Origin of the sequence: Caballeronia sp. AZ10_KS36, from assembly GCF_023631105.1 — a bacterium.
Classification (GTDB): Bacteria; Pseudomonadota; Gammaproteobacteria; order Burkholderiales; family Burkholderiaceae; genus Caballeronia.
Map to the genome: position 1 here is coordinate 459,664 of NZ_JALQDQ010000037.1, position 14,470 is coordinate 474,133.

13 protein-coding genes are annotated in these 14,470 nt (G+C 63.4%); 4 read left to right on the forward strand and 9 right to left on the reverse strand.

Going from position 1 to position 14,470, the window contains the following annotated elements; all coding sequences use genetic code 11:
* Position 1 precedes the first annotated feature (1 nt).
* The 4 genes from NCR35_RS24520 to NCR35_RS24535 are packed head-to-tail and all read left to right on the forward strand — an operon-like array spanning position 2 to position 4,497.
* The gene (locus tag NCR35_RS24520) at positions 2-1,336 is read left to right on the forward strand and encodes an NAD(P)/FAD-dependent oxidoreductase (protein WP_250536497.1); all 1,335 of its coding nucleotides are present in this window, start codon (positions 2-4) and stop codon (positions 1,334-1,336) included.
* Complete coding sequence (locus NCR35_RS24525) at positions 1,333-2,244, forward strand: ABC transporter permease (RefSeq protein ID WP_250536498.1); 912 nt, start codon at positions 1,333-1,335, stop codon at positions 2,242-2,244. Before NCR35_RS24520 ends, NCR35_RS24525 begins: the two co-directional genes overlap by 4 nt.
* Positions 2,244-3,050 carry an ABC transporter permease gene (locus NCR35_RS24530; protein WP_250536552.1) on the forward strand — a complete coding sequence of 269 codons (807 nt, stop codon included), beginning with the start codon at positions 2,244-2,246 and terminating at the stop codon, positions 3,048-3,050. The genes NCR35_RS24525 and NCR35_RS24530 overlap by 1 nt, the downstream gene beginning before the upstream one ends.
* Before the next feature lie 19 nt (positions 3,051-3,069).
* On the forward strand, positions 3,070-4,497 hold the full coding sequence (locus NCR35_RS24535; RefSeq protein WP_250536499.1) for an aldehyde dehydrogenase family protein: 1,428 nt from the start codon (positions 3,070-3,072) through the stop codon (positions 4,495-4,497).
* Here NCR35_RS24535 and NCR35_RS24540 read toward each other — a convergent pair.
* From NCR35_RS24540 to NCR35_RS24580, 9 genes are all read right to left on the reverse strand, one after another.
* Positions 4,485-6,188, reverse strand: coding sequence for a GMC family oxidoreductase (locus NCR35_RS24540; protein ID WP_250536500.1), 1,704 nt, complete (start codon positions 6,186-6,188; stop codon positions 4,485-4,487). The two genes, NCR35_RS24535 and NCR35_RS24540, sit on opposite strands and share 13 nt — an antisense overlap.
* A gap of 28 nt (positions 6,189-6,216) precedes the next feature.
* Positions 6,217-7,278, reverse strand: coding sequence for an ABC transporter substrate-binding protein (locus tag NCR35_RS24545; protein ID WP_250536501.1), 1,062 nt, complete (start codon positions 7,276-7,278; stop codon positions 6,217-6,219).
* Between the two features lie 174 nt (positions 7,279-7,452).
* Positions 7,453-7,797 (reverse strand): cupin domain-containing protein, encoded by a 345-nt coding sequence (locus NCR35_RS24550; RefSeq protein ID WP_250536503.1) that lies wholly within the window; start codon positions 7,795-7,797, stop codon positions 7,453-7,455.
* Positions 7,798-8,775, reverse strand: coding sequence for a M14 family metallopeptidase (locus tag NCR35_RS24555; RefSeq protein WP_250536504.1), 978 nt, complete (start codon positions 8,773-8,775; stop codon positions 7,798-7,800). It lies immediately after the preceding gene.
* Positions 8,772-10,241 carry an NAD-dependent succinate-semialdehyde dehydrogenase gene (locus NCR35_RS24560; RefSeq protein ID WP_250536505.1) on the reverse strand — a complete coding sequence of 490 codons (1,470 nt, stop codon included), beginning with the start codon at positions 10,239-10,241 and terminating at the stop codon, positions 8,772-8,774. Before NCR35_RS24560 ends, NCR35_RS24555 begins: the two co-directional genes overlap by 4 nt.
* Positions 10,242-10,259: 18 nt before the next feature.
* On the reverse strand, positions 10,260-11,324 hold the full coding sequence (locus tag NCR35_RS24565; protein ID WP_250536506.1) for a tartrate dehydrogenase: 1,065 nt from the start codon (positions 11,322-11,324) through the stop codon (positions 10,260-10,262).
* A gap of 100 nt (positions 11,325-11,424) precedes the next feature.
* The gene (locus NCR35_RS24570) at positions 11,425-11,922 is read right to left on the reverse strand and encodes an Lrp/AsnC family transcriptional regulator (RefSeq protein ID WP_250536507.1); all 498 of its coding nucleotides are present in this window, start codon (positions 11,920-11,922) and stop codon (positions 11,425-11,427) included.
* A gap of 43 nt (positions 11,923-11,965) precedes the next feature.
* Entirely contained in the window at positions 11,966-13,375 is a 1,410-nt protein-coding gene (locus tag NCR35_RS24575; protein ID WP_250536508.1) for an aspartate aminotransferase family protein, read from the reverse strand.
* Positions 13,376-13,540: 165 nt separating this feature from the next.
* Positions 13,541-14,467, reverse strand: coding sequence for a 2-hydroxyacid dehydrogenase (locus NCR35_RS24580; protein WP_250536509.1), 927 nt, complete (start codon positions 14,465-14,467; stop codon positions 13,541-13,543).
* Positions 14,468-14,470 lie beyond the last annotated feature (3 nt).

The following is a 14,470-nucleotide window of genomic DNA, read 5'->3' on the forward strand; positions in this document are numbered from 1 at the left end:
CATGCGCGCCCCGTCCGCTCCGCTTCGCCCGCAACCCGAAACGCTCTGGCGAGCGATGGCCGCGCGCGTGCCCACGTCCGGCGCGCCGGTCAGCACGGGTGCGCCGTTGACACGCGATGTCGATGTGGAAGTGGCCATCGTCGGCGCGGGCTACTCGGGCTTGAGCGCTGCATATGCGCTGAAAAAACGCGGTGTCGAATGCGCGGTGATCGATGCGAATCCGATCGGCTGGGGCGCAAGCGGGCGTAATGGCGGCGTCGTGTCGTCGAAGTTTCGCGTCTCGTTTCCGGCAATCGCGAGCGCGCACGGCATTGACATGGCCAAGCGCATGCATCGGCTCGCGCACGATGGCGTGCGCACCGTCGAAGCGCTCGTCGAGGAGTTCGGGCTCGAACGCGCGCGCCTCGAACTGACCGGCAGCTTGCGTTGCGCGCATACCGAGCGTGCGCTCATGTCGATTTGCGCCGAAGCGGACTGGTTGCGCACATCGCTCAACGATACGTCGATGACCGTGCAGTCGCGCGAGGAAGTGGCGCATGAGACGGGATCGGCGGGCTTCGTCGGCGGCGTGTTGAGCGCCGATGCGGGCACCATCCTGCCGCTCGAATATGTGCGCGGCATCGCGGCTGGCTTGACCGCGCGCGGCGTGCCTATCCATGAATCGACGCCGGTCGTCGAAATGGCGCGCATGAAGAACGGCCGGGTGCATCTGCGCGCGCCGGGTGGAAGCATTCGCGCGAAGCAGGTCATCGTCGCGACGAACGCGTACTCCAATCTCACCGGTGCCACCGCTTCGTATCACCGTGAGCTGGTGCCGTTCAGAAGCGCGATGATCGCGACCGCGCCACTGCCGCGCGATCTCGACGCGCAACTCATGGTCAATCGTCGCAGCTATACCGAGACGCGGCGCATGATGAAGTGGTTCCGCAAGGTCGATGGCCGCATGCTCTTCGGCGGACGCGATGCGTTCGGCAAGGAAGGCGAGGCGACCGGCTTCGATGCGCTGCAGCGGGCGATGGTCGCGCTCTTTCCGCAATTGAAGGACGTGGCGGTGGAGTATCGCTGGTCGGGCTATGTCGGCATGACGTTCAATGCGTTGCCGCACGTGGGCCGAAGCGACGAGGCCACGACGTTTTGCCTGGGCTATAACGGCGCGGGCGTCGCGATGGCGAGTCTCATCGGTCAGCACGCGGCCGCGCTCGCGCTCGGCGAAACGCCGGAGCTTGCACTGCTCGCGCAGAACGGTCTGCGGCCGGTGCCCTTTCATACGCTGCGCGCGCCGGGTGTGAGGCTCGTCGCCGCGTGGTATCAGTTTCTCGACGCCGTAGGTGCATGATGACGACAGCCAGACGGATACTCCAGGACACCGCCGTGACGCATGCCTCGACGCTCGACCCCACGGTGCGCCACCAACGCCGCGAAGACCGCGCGATGCTGCTGTTGATGGCCCCCGCGCTGCTCGTCGTGATCGTGCTGCTCGTTGCGCCGCTCGCATGGCTTTCGTGGCAATCGTTCATGCACGATGGCGCGTTCTCGCTCGTGAACTACAAGCGCGTCTTCACGGGCGCTTATCTCGACACCTTCTTGCTGACGTTCAAGCTCAGTTTCATCGTGACCGTCGTCACGTTGCTGCTCGGCTATCCGGTAGCGTACTTCGCGGCGTCGATATCGCCCCGATGGAGCGCGCTCGTGCTCGGCATGGTGATCCTGCCGTTCTGGACCAGCGTGCTCGTGCGCACGTATGCGTGGCTCGTGCTGTTGCAGCGCACCGGTCTCATCAACAAGGCGCTGCTCGGCATGGGCCTGATCGATCGCCCGTTGCAGCTTTCGTATAACCAGTTCGGCACGATCATCGCGATGGTGCACATTCTCCTGCCGTTCATGGTGCTGCCGCTTTTCTCGGCGATGCAGAAGATCGCGCCGAATCTCTCGCAAGCGGGCGCGAGCCTCGGTGGATCGCCGCTGCATGTGTTCCTTCGCGTGTTCCTGCCGCTTTCGATGAGCGGCGTGCTCGCGGGCGTGACGCTCGTCTTCGTGCTGTGTCTCGGCTTCTACATCACGCCGGAGCTGATGGGCGGCGGCAAGTCGATGATGGTCTCGATGATCGTGAGCCGCAACGTCGAGATCTACAACAGCTGGGGCGCGGCGAGTTCGGTGAGCGTGGTGCTGCTCATCTGCGTGTTCGCGGTCTTCTATGCGGTGACGCGCGTGATTCCGCTCGAAAAGACACTGGGAGCGAAATGATGGAGACGAGCAATACATGGTCGTTCGGGCGCGTGACGCTCGGCGCATCGGTGATGCTGATTCTCGCGTTCCTGATGATTCCAGTGGTGATCGTCGTGCCGCTTTCCTTCTCCGATGCGCGCTTTCTCACGTTCCCGCCGCCTGCATATTCGCTGCGCTGGTATCACGCGTTCTTCGACAACCCCGCATGGATCGATGCAGCCAGGACGAGCTTCGCGGCGTCCGCCTGTGCGGCGTTGATCGCGACACCTATCGGCATCGCGGCGGCGTACGGCATTCAGTACGGATCGCACCCGTCGTTGCGATACCTGCGTCCGCTCCTGATGCTGCCGCTGATGGTGCCGATCATCATCGTCGCCGTCGGCGTGTTCTTCGTCTTCACGCAGCTGGGCTATGTGAACACGCTCGGCGGGCTCGTCATCGCGGATACGATGCTCGGCCTGCCGTATGTGCTGATCTCCGTGGGCGCGGACTTGCGGACCTTCGATCGCACCCAGGAGATGGTCGCACGCAGTCTCGGCATGAACCGCTTTCGCGCGTTCATGGCGGTCACGCTGCCGCAGATCAAGGCGAGCGTGATTTCCGGCGCGGTCTTCGTGTTCATTCAGGCGCTCGATGAAACCGTGGTCGCGCTGTTCATTTCAGGCGGCAACAATCAGACGCTCACGCGCCGCATGTTCGTCACGTTGCGCGATGAAATCGATCCGACCATAGCGGCCATCAGCACGATGTTGACGGCCCTGACCTTGTGCCTCGTGATGATCGTCGTCGTGAGCCGGCGTTCTTCTTCCACGGCGCGAGCCTGAACATTCGAGCCCTCGAAACATGCGACATTTGCAGCAGTTCTACATTGATGGCGAATGGGTCGATCCTTCCGGCGACAGGCGTCTGCCGGTCATCGACCCTTCGACGGAAGAGACGATAGGCGAAGTCGCGCTCGGCGATACCCGCGATGTGGATCGCGCGGTGGCGGCCGCACGCCGTGCATTCGCATCGTTTGCCGCGACGCGCGTCGACGAGCGCGTCGCGATACTCGATCGTCTGCTCGATGCGTATCTCGCGCGTTACGAAGAGATGGCCGACATCATCATGCGCGAGATCGGCGCGCCGAAGAAGCTCGCACATGCGTGGCAGGCGGGTCTCGGCAAGCGGCATATCGAAGAGACGCTGCGCACGGTCGCGCGTTTCGAGTGGCAGCGCATGAAAGGCTCGACGCTCATCAATCACGAAGCGGTCGGCGTGGCCGCGCTCATCACGCCGTGGAACTGGCCGATTAATCAGATAGTGTGCAAGGTTGCGCCCGCGCTCGCGGCAGGCTGCACGGTGGTCCTGAAGCCAAGCGAAGTGTCGCCCATGAACGCGTTACTGTTCGCTGAAATCGTCGATGCAGCGGGCGTGCCCAAAGGCGTGTTCAATCTCGTGAACGGCGATGGCCCGACTGTCGGCGCGGCGCTCTCCGAACATCCGGACGTGGACATGGTGTCCTTCACCGGCTCGACGCGCGCGGGCATCGAAATAGCGAAGCTCGCCGCGCCGACGGTGAAGCGCGTGCATCAGGAACTCGGTGGCAAGTCCGCGAACATCCTGCTCGACGATGCCGATTTCGAAGCAGCGGTGACATCGGGCGTGAACGCGTGCTTCAGCAACAGCGGTCAGTCGTGCAACGCGCCGACGCGCATGCTCGTGCCCGCATCGCGTCACGATGAAGCGGTGGAGATCGCAGCGCGAGCGGCTCGGCAGCATCGCGTCGGCCCGGCCGATGCATCGGATACGACGATGGGTCCCGTCGTCAGCGATGTTCAATACGGGCGGGTGCAGCAGCTGATCGCAATCGGCATCAGTGAAGGCGCGGCGTTGATCGCGGGCGGCCCCGGACGTCCCGATGGACTCGTTCGCGGATACTACGTGAAGCCGACGGTGTTCGCGAACGTGCATCCATCGATGACGATTGCGCGTGAGGAAATCTTCGGGCCCGTGCTCGCGATCATGCCGTATCGCGACGAGGACGAGGCCGTTGCTATCGCCAACGACACGCCGTATGGCCTCGCGGCCTACGTGCAATCGAAGGACCAGGAACGCGCGCGCAACGTCGCGATGAAAATGCGCGCGGGCAGCGTCTATGTGAACTATCCGGCGTGGGATCCTGGCTCGCCGTTCGGCGGTTACAAGCAATCGGGCAACGGACGCGAGTACGGCGAGTGGGGACTGGAGGCGTTTCTCGAGGTGAAGGGCATCGTGGGCTACGGCGCGTAGTTCGCCGCATGCGCTGTCGGTTCCGCTTGCGGCGCGCGGCGTAACGCATCGGCGACGCGCTCCGCGATCATGATCGTCGGCACATTCGTGTTCGCGCATGGAATCGACGGCATCAGCGATGCGTCGCATACATGCAAGCCATCCACGCCGTAGACTGCGCCGCTCGAATCGGTGACGGCGTATCTGTCGCTCGAAGAACCCATGCGGCACGTGCCCGACGGATGCCATGTTCCACCAACCGAGCGCATGACGAACGCGGTCAATGCGTCGTCGTCATCGAGCAGCTTGTCGATGGTCACGCCTTGCGTTACGACGCTCTGGATCAGCGCGTGGCGCAACGGGCCTGCCACATCGAGCAATGCGCTCAATGCGCCGCGTTGCAGTGCGTTCCACTTGCCGGGCACCGCGACGGCCGCCACGCGCGGCGAATAGCTCGACGGAAAGACGACATCGCGATGCGCTTTCAGAACCGATGCGCCGAAGCGCAACGCGAGCTTCAATCGTTCGAGATCGCGCGAATCGGAGAGCATCGCGAAATCGACATTGGGTTCATCGAGTGCATTGACCGACGTCAGCGTCACGCGCCCCCGCGAATACGACTTGTTGACCCAGAAGAAGATCGTCCCCAGACGATAGCCTACCGAATGCCACCCCGAGCGCGAAAGGATGGCGCCGTGCATGTCGCCAGGAACGGTATCGGGCAGGCTTGACGAGAAACGCACGATGGCCTGTTCGTGATGTTCATCGGGGAACGGCGTGCGCGAGGTCCGCGGCAGGAATGCGGATACCGCAATCGACGGATGCTCCATCAAATTGCGGCCCACGCCAGGCCGATCCGCAAGCACATCGATGCCGAGCGCGGCGAGTTCTTCCGCCGGCCCGATGCCGCTTCTCATCAGCAATGCGGGACTATGAATCGCGCCTGCCGATACGATCACGCGCCGCGCTTGCAGGTGGTGACGCGTTCCGTCTGCGCGAACGATGCGCGCGCCGATCGCCCGTCGGCCATCGAACAGAATGCGTTCGACCGCTTCGTCCGTGTGTATCGTGAGGTTGGGACGCGCGCGGGCCGCATCGTCGAGATAGCAGACCGAAGTCGGGATGCGTTCGCCTTTTGCGCTCACCGCGATAGAACCGATGAACGTGCCGTCCTGCCACGGCCCGTTCTGATCGTCGTGCATCGCGTAACCGCGATCCGCAAGCGAAGCAAGCACCGCGCGCACGAACGGCGAGATGCGCGAGCGCGGTGTGCGTTGAACGCGCAACGGCCCATCGCTGCCGTGAAGATCGCCGCTGAAATCGCAGTCCGATTCGAGCTTGCGGAAGTAGGGCAGGCACGTCTCCCAGTTCCAGCCCGACGCGCCGAGCGCTTCCCATTCGTCGTAATCGGCGGGCGAACCGCGATTGGCCATCAGCGCGTTGATGGCTGAGCCGCCGCCCAGCAAGCGCGCCTGTTCATAGCGCCGCAACGGGGCGCGCGTGCTCATGCGGGCTTTCAACGCTTGCCAGATGTTGCGCGTGTCGAGATACGCGCGGCCCGGATAGCGGCTGCGGATCGCATCGGGCATCGTCTGCGCGGAGATATCGCGGCCCGCTTCGACGAGGCACACGCGCGCACTCGCATCTTCGGAAAGACGCGCGGCCAGCACGCAGCCGGCCGAGCCGCCGCCCAGGATCAGATAGTCGAACACGTCGGAACGCCGGCGGGCGCGAGCCGCGTCATTGCATGAACTTGAGCCAGCGCGCCTTCGCCTGAATGCCCGGCTCGGAGGCCCACCATTCCTCGGACATCAATGCCTGTTTCGCGGCGTTGGCCGGCGCACTCGGCAACTCGGCCGCGCGCTTGTCGGTGATCTTGCCCGTCTTGAATGCAGCGGGATTACCCGGACCGTAATCGATATAAAGCGGAAGGTTGGCCTGCAATTCCGGCGATACGGCCGCGTTCACGAAGCGCACGGCGTCGCTGAGATTCGGCGCGTTCTTGAGGATGCAAAGCTGCGTGTTCTGCAGGATGCCGTCGTTGAAGGTGAACGCGACATCGGGGTCGTCCTTCATCACGGCGCTTGCGCGGCCGTTCCAGATCATCGTCATGTCGACTTCGCCGTCATGCAGCAACTGCGCGGACTGGCCGCCCGATGTCCACCATACCGTGATATGCGGCTTGATCTCTTCGAGCTTCTTGAACGCGCGATCCACATCGAGCGGATAGAGCTTGTCGCGCGCGACGCCATCGGCCATCAGCGCGGCTTCGAGCACGGTGGTGGGATCGTTGCGCAGCGCGCGCGTGCCGGGAAAGTTCTTCACGTCCCAGAAGTCTTTCCAGCTTTGCGGCACTTTCTTGAGCGTCTTCTTGTTATAGCCGATGACGGTCGAATAGAACTCGTAAGGCACCGAATAAGGCGTGCGGTATTTCTCGGGAATGGTGGCGGCATTCGGCATCTTCGAGAAATCGAGCTTCTCCAGCAGCCCCTCGCGCCCGCCGCGCAGACAGTTCGAGGTCGGTGTATCGACGACGTCCCAAATCGGCTTGCCGGTCGCGCCTTGCGCCTTGATTTGCGGCCACGCATCCGGAATGCTGTCCTGATTGATGGTGATGCCGAGCTCTTTCGCGGCGGGGTCGAGAATCGCCTTGGTCTGCGCTTCCTGATACGCGCCGCCTTGCGATACGAACGTGATCTTGCCTTCTGCGAAAGCGGGTGCCGCGCCCGCGACGGACAACAGTAATGTCATCGCAAGCGGACGAACGGAAATGCGCGGACAGCGGAACCTTGCAATCTTCATCACGGCGTTTTCCTCGACAAAGGTTGAAGCAGTGGACCTGTTGCAGGTCGCGCGGTCCCGCCCGGTTTCACTCCGAGGCGGCGACGACGCGGGGATGATTCGAAATATATTGAGTCAAATAGGCGAGGGCAACGCCGCAATTGTTGGAGTGACCATGACCTGATGTTATGTCGTTCAGAAGATGACGTAGACCTTGCGCATGGTTTGATCGACTTCCCAGGTGCCTTCGGTATTGGCCGCGAAGAAGAGCGTATCGCCGCCTGCGAAGTGGACGGTGTCTTCGCCATCAGGCGTGAAGCGGCCGCTGCCCGCCAGAAAATGCATGACTTCCGCCTGCTTCACCGAACGGCGATAGGTGCCGGGCGTGCATTCGAATACGCCCGTATCGATTGCCTCGCTGCCCGGAATGACCTTCTGCACGCCCGATACCTTGATTTCCTGCGTGCCGGGCAGTCCGGCCGTGCCCCAGTCTTCGAGTCCTGCAATCGCCACGCTTTGCCTGATCTGCTGAACTTTCATCTATTGCTCCCGGTTGGGTTGTATGCGCCGTTCGATCTTGCCGAGCCGCACGACCGTCACGCCGGGCCGCAGTTGGCGTAATGAAGGCATCACGAGCATGCAGTCGTCGTACGGCGTTTGGACCGGATTGCCTTCTGACCAGCCGATGACGCTGCCCGCATCGGCAAAGACTTCGAGGCCGGTGTAATCGCCGGCGAAGCGAAAGTCCATGCTCGCCGCGACGACGGGTTGCGTCACGCGTACGACGAGCATTTCCGGCGGCGATGGCTGTATCCATCCTTCGGGCGCGTCGCTTTTGTCGATTACGCCGGATAGCACGAGAAAGCGCGCCGTCACATCGCGTGCGACCGTCACCGCGTTCGCTTCCCAATGCTGGCCGCATTCGATGAGCAATGCGTTCTTCGCACTCGATGCATCGCCGAAGCCTTCGTAATCGCGCATGCGGCGGCCTTCGGGATGCCCTTCGTCGCAGATGACGGTGGCCGGCGCGCCGAGCCGCGACGACAATTCGATGCCCTTGTCGAGCGGTCCCGCGACGATCAACGGCTTGCTTTTCTCGTGCATCGAGTGAAGATCGAGCAGCAGGTCGACGGTATCGATGACGGGCCGCATCGCGCGGGCGCGGCGCAGTTCGCTCGAATCGCGGGATGCGTCATCGAGCGCTTGCGCCGTCCACACGCGATTGAAGTCCTGATCGACGAAGCGCGACGCATCGGGCTCGCCGGCATCGAAACGGCGGTAGGCATCGACGTTCGCAAAGGCGAGGGTCAGCTTGCCCCGGCGCGGGCGCAGGTTTGCACCCAGCAGTTCATCGACGACGATCGCGCCGCACACTTCGTTGCCGTGCGTGAGCGCGTTGATCATCACATGTGGACCGTCGATGCCCGAATCGAACGTGTGCACGTACGGCACGCCCGTATTGCCCTGCTCGTGCGCGCCGATGTCCGGGAACGTGATCTCGATCGGATAGGCGTTCATTCGAGACCGCCCTGGCACAGATACTTGATCGACAGATAATCGTCGAGACCGTACTTCGATCCTTCGCGTCCGTAGCCGGATTCCTTCACGCCGCCGAACGGGGCGGCTTCGCTTGCAAGCGCGCCTTCGTTGATGCCCACGATGCCCGCTTCGAGCGAGCGCGCCACGCGGTCGATGCGCTTCACATCCTGGCTATAGAAGTACGACGCGAGGCCGAAGGGCGTATCGTTCGCGGCGCGAATGGCTTCCGCTTCATCGTCGAAACGGAAGAGCGGCACGACAGGACCGAACGTTTCTTCGCAGCTCAACTGCATGTCGGGCGTCGCGTCGGCGAGCACGATGGGCGCGTAATAGTTCTGCCCGATATCGAGCCGCTTGCCGCCCGTGAGCACGCGAGCGCCGCGCTTTACCGCATCGCTCACGTGGCGCTCGATCTTTTCGACCGCGCGCGCGTTGATCATCGGGCCGATCTGGGCTTCCGGATCGGTGGCGGGCGCGACCTTCAGCGCGGCGACGCGCTTCGCGAGCGAATCCGCGAAGCGGTCATACACGGACGACTGCACGTACACGCGATTAGGGCACACGCAGGTCTGTCCGCCATTGCGAAACTTCGATGCCATGAGACCCGCGACAGCGGCTTCGATATCGGCATCGTCGAACACGATGAAGGGCGCATTGCCGCCGAGTTCGAGCGACAGCTTCTTGAGCGTCCCCGCCGATTCGCGCGCGAGATACTTGCCCACCGGCGTCGAGCCGGTGAACGTGATCTTGCGCACGCGGCCGTCCTCGAGCCAGTCCGCCACCGCTTCCTGCGCGTTCTCGCGCGACGCGCTGATCAGGTTCAACGCGCCCGGCGGCACGCCCGCTTCATGCGCGAGCATGGCAAGCGCAAGCGCGGTGAGCGGCGTGTCTTCCGCCGGTTTGCCGATGACCGTGCAGCCGGCCGCGAGCGCCGGCGCGATCTTGCGCGCGATCATCGCAAGCGGGAAGTTCCACGGCGTGATGGCCGCGACGACGCCGACAGGTTCCTTCACCGCGCTCATGCGCTTGCCGCGCTGCTGCTGCGGAATGATGTCGCCGTAGATGCGCGTGGCTTCGTCCGCGAACCATGCGACGTAGGATGCGCCGTACATCACTTCGCCGCGTCCTTCCGCGAACGGCTTGCCTTGTTCGAGCGAGATGAGACGCCCGAGCGTATCCGCGTTTTCGACGATCAGCGCGTGCCAGCGATGCAGCACCGCGGCGCGATCCTTCGGCAACGCATCGCGCCACGCGGGGAACGCGCGCGCGGCGGCATCCGTTGCGGCGCGCGCATCGGCGGGGCCGCTGTCGGCGACCTGCGCGATGAGTTCGCCCGTCGCGGGATCGGTGACGGCGAAGCGTTTGCCGCTGGAAGCCGCGACCCACTTGCCGTCGATAAAGTTATCGGCGCGAATGAGATCGCTCAACTCGTATCGTTGCGTCATGTTGGTTCTCCGGAAACATCAGGCGAGCATTTGGGCAATCGCCGCGCCGACGTCCGCCGTCTTCGCCGCGCCGCCCAGATCGCCGGTTCGCGGGCCTTCCTTCAGCACCGCGGAGATGGCGGCGAGCATCGCGTCGTGCGCGTCGCGCTCGCCGAGAAAGTCGAGCATCATCGCGGCGGACCAGATCATCGCGATGGGATTGGCGATGCCCTTGCCCGCGATGTCCGGCGCGGAGCCATGAACCGGCTCGAACAGCGACGGGAAGTTGCGCTCGGGATTCATGTTCGCGGAAGGCGCGATGCCGATGGTGCCCGTGCATGCGGGACCGAGGTCCGAAAGAATGTCGCCGAAGAGATTGGTCGCGACGACCACGTCGAAGCGATCCGGATTCAGCACGAAGCGCGCGCACAGGATGTCGATGTGCTGCTTGTCCCACTCGACGTCAGGATACTGCTGCGCGATCTCGGCGGCACGCGCGTCCCACCACGGCATGCTGATCGAGATACCGTTGCTCTTCGTCGCCACGGTGATCGTCTTCTCGCGCTTCTGCGCCAGATCGAATGCGAACTTCAATACGCGTTCTGCGCCCTTGCGCGTAAAGATGGACGTCTGCGAGACGAACTCGCGCTCGGTACCTTCGAACGAAACCCCGCCCACCGACGAATACTCGCCTTCGGTGTTCTCGCGCACGATCATGAAGTCGATGTCGCCCGCCTTGCGATTCGCGAGCGGCGAGGGCACGCCATCGAAAAGACGCGCGGGACGCAGGTTGATGTATTGATCGAATTCACGGCGGAACTTGAGCAGCGAACCCCACAGCGAAATGTGATCCGGCACGGTCTGCGGCCAGCCAACGGCGCCGAAGAGAATGGCGTCGGCGTCCTGCAACCGGGCTTTCCAGTCGTCGGGCATCATCTGGCCGTGCTCTGCGTAGTAATCGCAGCTTGCCCATTCGATCTGCAAGTATTCGAGCGCGATACCGAAACGCTTGCTCACGGCATCGAGCGCACGCAATGCTTCGGGCATCACTTCCTTGCCGATGCCGTCGCCCGGAATGACGGCAATACGATAGGTGCTGGACATGGATTACTCCGCGTGAAGTTGATCGACGTGAAAAAGCACGCGCGTGCGGCAAGCGTGCGCGTGCGTTCGAAGAGAACCGGTAAGAGACGAGGCGTGCGCCTCAGTGCTGCGGCTGCGAGAAGAGCGTTTCGAGCGGATAGTGCGACTTCACGAACGACGTCTTGATGATGACGTAGCTGAAGTACTTTTCGATGCCGATGTCGCGTTCCAGCAGCCCTTCGATGATGCTTTGATAATGGCTCACGCTGCGCGTGACGAACTTGAGCAGATAGTCGTAGCCGCCGCTCGCTAAGTGACATTCGACGACCTCGTCGACATCCTTCACCGCATTGACGAAGTTGATGAAGTCTTCGCGGCGATGATCGGCGAGCGTGACTTCGGTGAAGACCACCTGCACGTCGCCGAGCTTCTCCAGCTGAATCTGCGCGCCGTAACCGACGATATACCCCGCTTTTTCCAGCCTTTTTACGCGAATCAGGCAAGGGCTGGGCGACAGACCGACGGCATCGGCAAGCTCCACGTTCGTGATGCGCCCGCGTTTCTGCAATTGCGCAAGAATGCGGAGATCGATGCGGTCCAGCTTGCTGTCGTTGCTCATCGTGGCGGGTTCGGTCGTGCATGTCGGCGGTCGATCGATGTTATCACGCGGCCGCGCGAGAACTGCATCCGGAAACGCCCTTCAATGCGGCGCGGACCTCGCTTGCTGCAAGCACGTCGTCGAGCGTTTTGGCGAGGCGCTCGAACAGCATGTCGAAGTTGGCTTGCGTGTAGCAAAGCGCCGGTGCGAAGCCGAGGATGTTGTCGCCGAACGCGCGAAACACGAGACCGTTGCGATACGCCGCTGCCGCGATGCGATCGGGCAGCTTGAGCGAGGCATCGAAGCCGCGCTTGCTCTCTTTGTCCGCGACGAGTTCGAGCGCGCCGAGCAGGCCGCGATGACGCGAATCGCCGACGAGCGGATGATCGAGCAGCGCATCGAGCCCTTGCGCGAAGCGCGGCGCTTGCGCCTGGCCGTTCGCGAGCAGGCCGCCTTCGTGATAGAGCCGCATGACTTCCAGACCGATGGCCGCGCTCACCGGATGCGCCGAATACGTATGACCATGACCGATCGGCGCGGATGCATCGCCGCCATCCGCAATTCCTTGATAGACGGCATCCGACATGAGCACCGCGCCCATCGGCGCATAGCCCGCGGTCAGGCCTTTCGCGACGGTCATCAGGTCCGGCTCCACGCCTTCGCCTTCGCATGCGAAGAGCGGGCCGGTGCGGCCGAAGCCGGTGATGACTTCATCGGCGACGAAAAGGATATCGAGCTTGCGGCACGCATCGCGCATCGCCTTCAGCCACCCGACAGGCGGCACGATCACGCCGCCCGAGCCCTGAATCGGCTCGCAGAAGAACGCGGCGACGTTGTCCGCGCCGAGCTCGGCCACCTTGGATTCGAGCGCTTGCACGGATGCATCGATGAGCGCCGCATCATCGGCGTAATCGTTGCGATACGCATACGGCGACGGAATGTGATGCTGCGTGCGCTGCGGCAGATCGAAGTTGCGATGGAACGCCGGCAGTGCGGTGAGCCCCGCGCCGATGGACGACGACCCGTGATAGCCGCGTTGCAGCGCGATGAAATGCTTCTTCGACGGGCGGCCCGTCGCGTTGTAGTAGTGCGTGATGAAGCGCAGCGCGGAATCGACGGCGTCCGATCCGCCGAGCGTGAAGTACACGTGCCGCAGCGACGCGGGCGCGAGCTCGACGAGTTTCGCCGCCAGTTCGATCGCGGGCTCGGAGCCGAAGTGGAAATAGCCGGTCGCATAGGGCAGCCTGGCCATCTGCTTCGATGCGGCCTCGACGATACTCGCGTGTCCGTAGCCGGTATTCACGCACCAGAGGCCGGAGAACGCATCGAGTAGCTGATTGCCTTCGATATCGCGCAGGAACACGCCATCGGCGGAATCGAGCACGGTGACGCCGCGCGCCTCGTGCGCGCGATAGCTGACGACGGGATGAATCAGATGCTTGCGGTCGGACTCGACGAGCGACTTGATCGACATGATGCGGCTTTCCTCTTCGCGAAGTGTTCGGAACGGCTGTTGACCGCTTTCATACTATCGGCAGGAAGGCATCGCGCGCATCGCCAAAAAAACCCCTAAAAAGTGCAAATGCGGCTTTTTTCGGTGGCCGCGCAGCATTTTGTGCTGCGCGGTTCGCACGACGCTTCAGTAGCCGCGCGTACGGTCTATCTCGCCGATCATGCGTTCCCCCGCGCGATGACGACGCAAGTTGTCCAGCACGACATCGACCGCGGATTCGGGACGCGTCGCGCTCGCGATATGCGGCGTGAGGCGAACACGCGGATGCGTCCATAGCGGATGCGTCGGCGGCAGGGGCTCGGGATCGGTCACGTCGAGGATCGCGGCGTGCAAATGGCCGCTATCGAGTGCATCGAGCAGGTCTTGCTGGATCAGATGCGGGCCGCGCCCGACGTTGATCAACGATGCGCCTCGCGGCAGCGTCGCGAAGACATGTCTGTTCATGACGCCGCGCGTCGCATCGGTGAGCGGCAGCAGGCAGATGAGAATATCGGTGCGGGCGAGGAAGGTGTCGAACGCAGCCTCGCCCGCGTAGCATTCGACGCCTTCTATCGCATGTTGCGAGCGGCTCCATCCCGCGCACGGAAACCCGAACAGACGCAGCGTTTTCAGCACCGCCGTGCCGAGCATGCCGAGACCCAGCACGCCGATGCGTCGCGTGGAAGCGGCGCGCACCGGCATCTCGCGCCAGATGCGCTCGCGTTGCAGTGTCGCGTAGTCGAGCAGATCGCGATGGAGGGTGAGCACCGCCTGCGTCACGTACTCCGTCATGCCTTCGACGATGCCCGGCTCGGTCATCCGCACGACGGCGACATGTTCGGGCACGCTCGACAGATCGAACTGATCGATGCCCGCGCCCACCGAGAAGATCACTTCGAGATTGGGCAGCGTCTGCATGATGTCGGCGGGCGGCTGCCATGCGGCGAAATAGCGGACAGCGGCTGCGTCGCCGATATCGGGCCACAAACGGAAGGGCACGTCCGGCGCTTTTTGCGCGAAATGCTGCGCCCATTGCCTGCCGCGTTCGGGATCGGCCTTATAGAGAATGGTCATGGA

Excerpts from the sequence above, each read along its gene's own strand:
- NCR35_RS24555 (WP_250536504.1), bottom strand. The coding sequence starts at position 8,775 with ATGAACGCCTATCCGATCGAGATCACGTTCCCGGACATCGGCGCGCAC.
- NCR35_RS24525 (WP_250536498.1), top strand. The coding sequence starts at position 1,333 with ATGATGACGACAGCCAGACGGATACTCCAGGACACCGCCGTGACGCAT.
- NCR35_RS24570 (WP_250536507.1), bottom strand. The coding sequence starts at position 11,922 with ATGAGCAACGACAGCAAGCTGGACCGCATCGATCTCCGCATTCTTGCG.
- NCR35_RS24580 (WP_250536509.1), bottom strand. The coding sequence starts at position 14,467 with ATGACCATTCTCTATAAGGCCGATCCCGAACGCGGCAGGCAATGGGCG.
- NCR35_RS24575 (WP_250536508.1), bottom strand. The coding sequence starts at position 13,375 with ATGTCGATCAAGTCGCTCGTCGAGTCCGACCGCAAGCATCTGATTCAT.
- NCR35_RS24520 (WP_250536497.1), top strand. The coding sequence starts at position 2 with ATGCGCGCCCCGTCCGCTCCGCTTCGCCCGCAACCCGAAACGCTCTGG.
- NCR35_RS24535 (WP_250536499.1), top strand. The coding sequence starts at position 3,070 with ATGCGACATTTGCAGCAGTTCTACATTGATGGCGAATGGGTCGATCCT.
- NCR35_RS24530 (WP_250536552.1), top strand. The coding sequence starts at position 2,244 with ATGGAGACGAGCAATACATGGTCGTTCGGGCGCGTGACGCTCGGCGCA.
- NCR35_RS24565 (WP_250536506.1), bottom strand. The coding sequence starts at position 11,324 with ATGTCCAGCACCTATCGTATTGCCGTCATTCCGGGCGACGGCATCGGC.
- NCR35_RS24545 (WP_250536501.1), bottom strand. The coding sequence starts at position 7,278 with ATGAAGATTGCAAGGTTCCGCTGTCCGCGCATTTCCGTTCGTCCGCTT.
- NCR35_RS24560 (WP_250536505.1), bottom strand. The coding sequence starts at position 10,241 with ATGACGCAACGATACGAGTTGAGCGATCTCATTCGCGCCGATAACTTT.
- NCR35_RS24550 (WP_250536503.1), bottom strand. The coding sequence starts at position 7,797 with ATGAAAGTTCAGCAGATCAGGCAAAGCGTGGCGATTGCAGGACTCGAA.